The sequence below is a fragment of the Verrucomicrobiia bacterium genome, assembly GCA_035495615.1.
Taxonomy (GTDB): domain Bacteria; phylum Omnitrophota; class Omnitrophia; order Omnitrophales; family Aquincolibacteriaceae; genus DATJFP01.
Genome location: DATJFP010000081.1, coordinates 1 through 3,258, shown reverse-complemented (window position 1 = coordinate 3,258; position 3,258 = coordinate 1). Strand labels below are relative to the sequence as shown.

At 62.2% G+C, this 3,258-nt stretch carries 5 protein-coding genes; 4 read left to right on the top strand and 1 reads right to left on the bottom strand.

Features of this window, described 5'->3' with window-relative positions; genetic code table 11:
• The 4 genes from VL688_10230 to cobO form a co-directional block, all read left to right on the top strand.
• A partial coding sequence (locus VL688_10230; GenBank protein HTL48420.1) for an iron chelate uptake ABC transporter family permease subunit occupies positions 1-363 on the top strand: 363 nt, incomplete at its 5' end.
• Positions 360-1,112, top strand: coding sequence for an ABC transporter ATP-binding protein (locus VL688_10225; protein ID HTL48419.1), 753 nt, complete (start codon positions 360-362; stop codon positions 1,110-1,112). The genes VL688_10230 and VL688_10225, both read left to right, overlap by 4 nt.
• Positions 1,113-1,114: 2 nt before the next feature.
• A complete protein-coding gene (locus VL688_10220) occupies positions 1,115-1,354 on the top strand; it encodes a DUF5522 domain-containing protein (GenBank protein ID HTL48418.1) in 240 nt (79 codons plus the stop codon).
• Positions 1,351-1,938, top strand: a complete 588-nt coding sequence (gene cobO, locus VL688_10215; protein ID HTL48417.1) for a cob(I)yrinic acid a,c-diamide adenosyltransferase — start codon at positions 1,351-1,353, stop codon at positions 1,936-1,938. The genes VL688_10220 and cobO overlap by 4 nt, the downstream gene beginning before the upstream one ends.
• A gap of 116 nt (positions 1,939-2,054) precedes the next feature.
• On the opposite strand, the gene metE is transcribed toward cobO, so the two are convergent.
• On the bottom strand, positions 2,055-3,258 hold a 1,204-nt coding region (metE, locus tag VL688_10210), incomplete at its 5' end, for a 5-methyltetrahydropteroyltriglutamate--homocysteine S-methyltransferase (protein ID HTL48416.1).

Below are 3,258 nucleotides of genomic sequence, written 5' to 3'. Positions count from 1 at the left end.
TCTTTAAATGCGCTGACGCTCGGCGAAGAAACCGCGCAGAGCCTGGGCGTTTCGCTCGGCCGCACGTCGCTGCGCCTGGTGCTCGGCACCGCACTTTGCGTGGGCGCGTCCGTTTCGATCTGCGGCAGCATTGGTTTTCTGGGGCTTGTTGTTCCGCACCTTTGCCGGCCGTTCACGGGCCATGAGCCCGGGCGCGTGCTGGTCCCCAGCGCGCTCGCGGGCGCATTGCTGCTGCTTCTCGCGGACATTGCCGTGCGCGTGATCCCGTCCGGGACGGAGCTGAAGCTCGGGGTCGTGACTTCGCTTGTCGGCGTGCCGTTTTTCCTGGCGCTGATTTTCAAGACAAGGCGGGAGCTGTCATGAGCCTTCTGGAAGCGCGCGGCCTTTCGATTTCGCTCGGGGCGAGAAAGGTCCTGGACAACGTCTCCTTCGGCCTTCCCGCCGGAGAAGTGACGGGGCTCGTCGGCCCCAACGGCGCGGGAAAATCCACGCTGCTCAAAATCCTCGCGCGCCTCCTGCGTCCGTCGGAAGGCGAAATTCTGCTCGAAGGCGTGCCCTCTGAAAATATTTCCCAACGCGTCTGGGCGAGGGAAACCGCGTACCTCGCGCAGGAGCGGGTCGTCCATTGGCCGCTGACCGCGCGCGCGATCGTCGCGCTCGGGCGCACGCCGCATGCGGGAAAAGACGAGGCGATCGTGGACGAAGCCCTGAAGATGACCGGGACCGCCGCTCTCGCGCACCGTCCTTTCCGCGAACTCGCCGGAGGAGAAAAGGCGCTTGTTCTTCTCGCTCGCTGCCTGGCCGTCGACGCGCGCGTCCTGCTCGCGGACGAACCCGTTTCCGCGCTGGATCCCGCGCATGAACTCCAGGCCATGGAAATTCTTCGCTCAACCGCTCGCCGCGGACGCGGAGTGCTCGTCGTGCTCCATAACCTCGCACTCGCCGCGCGATTTTGTGATCGCCTTTTTCTCCTCGATCAAGGTAAAATAACCGCCGGCGGACGGCCTGAAGAAGTCCTTACCCCCGAAAATCTCAGGCGCAGCTACGGCGTCGAGGCGGTTTACGGCCCGAAAGGCGCCGGCTTTTACGTCCTGCCCTGGCAAAGGATATGATCTTGGAAGAAACGTTTTCTCCGGAAGTGGAAAAAGCCCACCGGGAAGCCTGTGAACGGGGATCGAAATTCTACACAGACCCCGTCAGCGGCTACGAAATCTACACGCGCCGCTACCTGCTCGAGCGCGGCTTCTGCTGCAACCAGTGCTGCCGCCACTGCCCCTACGGCACGCCCGACTCCCTGGGCATCAACACCAAGGCCTTTGATCTGAACAAGCATCCCCGGCTTCCCGGCATATGAAAATCCTCCGCCGCTCGAAGGACAAGGCGCCGCGCGCGTACCGCCTCCGCAAAAAAAACGCGGCTCCGAAAGGCCTCATCATGGTGCATACCGGAAACGGCAAGGGCAAGAGCACGGCTGCTTTCGGCACGGCGCTCCGCGCTCTCGGTCACGGCATGAACGTGGCGGTCGTGCAGTTTATCAAGGGAAACTGGAAAACCGGCGAGGCCGGGGCCGCGAAAAAATTCGGAAGCGCGTTCCGGTTTTATGCCATGGGCGAGGGATTTACCTGGAACACGAAAGATTACGGCCGCGACGTTCTCGCCGCGGCGCGGGCCTGGGAAAAATGCAAAGAGCTCCTGCACGACAAACGCCACGGGCTCGTCATCTTCGACGAAATCAATTACGCGTTGAAATATAATTTCCTGGATCTGGGCGCGGTGCTGCGGGAATTAAAGCGCAAGCCGCCCCTGAAGCACGTCATCCTCACCGGCAACGGCGCGCCGAAAAAACTGATCCAAGCCGCGGACCTCGTCACGGAAATGAAGGCCGTGAAGCATCCCTTCGACAAAGGGATTTTGGCGAAGGCGGGAATTGATTATTAAGGCCATACCCGCAAACGCTGACGTGCTCTCCCCAATAGTCCTGCATTCAATGCCGTGTGCAGACGCTGACGCGCTTTCGCCGTTAGTCCTGCATTCGATGCCGTGGGGACAGGACTTCAGTCCTGTCCCCGTTCCATGCTCGCGTACTTGGCGCGGAGAAGGCGGGCGGCTTTCACCATGGCCTTGAGCGCGGCTTCGGTTTCCGGCCAGGCGCGCGTCTTCAGCCCGCAGTCCGGATTCACCCACAAATGACGCACCGGCATCAGCTCCACGGCTTTTTCCAGCAGCGCTTCCATTTCGTCCGCGGAAGGCACGCGCGGCGAATGGATGTCGTAAACGCCCGGCCCGATTTCGTTGGGATAGCGGAACGTGCGAAAGGCCTCCAGAAGCTCCAGCCGTGAGCGCGAGGTCTCGATCGTGATGACATCGGCGTCCATGGCCGTGATCGCGGGCAGGATGTCGTTGAACTCGCTGTAGCACATGTGCGTGTGGATCTGAGTTTCGTCGCGCACGACCGAAGACGTCAGGCGGAATGCGGCCGCCGCCCAATCCAGATATGCCGGGCGCTCCGAACGCCGCAGCGGCAGGCCTTCGCGGAACGCGGCCTCGTCGATCTGAATAATGCCCGCGCCTGATTTTTCCAGGTCCATCACTTCATCCCGGATGGCGAGCGCGATCTGAAACGCCGTGTCGCGCCGCGGCTGGTCGTCGCGCACGAACGACCATTGCAGAATCGTGACCGGCCCGGTCAGCATGCCCTTCATGGGCTTTTTCGTAAGTGCCTGCGCCCTGGTAATCCAGTCCACGGTCATGGGACGGCTTCGGCTCACGTCGCCGAAAATGACCGGAGGCTTCACGCAGCGCGAGCCATAGGACTGGACCCAGCCGTTTTCCGTGAACACAAAGCCTTCGAGCTGCCCGCCGAAATATTCCACCATGTCGCTGCGCTCGAATTCCCCGTGCACGAGTACATCGAGCCCGATCTCTTCCTGGAAACGCACGCATTCGGCCATTTTTTTCTCGAGGAAAGCCGTGTATTCCTTTTCCGTCCCCTCCCCTTTTTTCCAGCGGGCGCGCGCCTGGCGCACTTCCGCCGTCTGCGGAAACGAGCCGATCGTCGTCGCCGGGAAAAGCGGCAGGCGGAGTTTTGCGTGCTGCTTTTCCTGCCGCGCCGGGAACGCGCTTTTTCTGCGGAAATCACCTTCGGTCACGGAAGCAAGCCGCTTGCGCACCTTCGGGTCGGATACAGCCGGATGCGCCCGGCGGCGGGCCAGGGCCTCACGGCCTTCGGACAAAAGCCGGGAAGCTTCCGGCGCTTTC

Bases quoted from the DNA above. Each gene is read 5' to 3' on its own strand.
- VL688_10225 (HTL48419.1), top strand. From the start codon at position 360: ATGAGCCTTCTGGAAGCGCGCGGCCTTTCGATTTCGCTCGGGGCGAGA.
- cobO (HTL48417.1), top strand. From the start codon at position 1,351: ATGAAAATCCTCCGCCGCTCGAAGGACAAGGCGCCGCGCGCGTACCGC.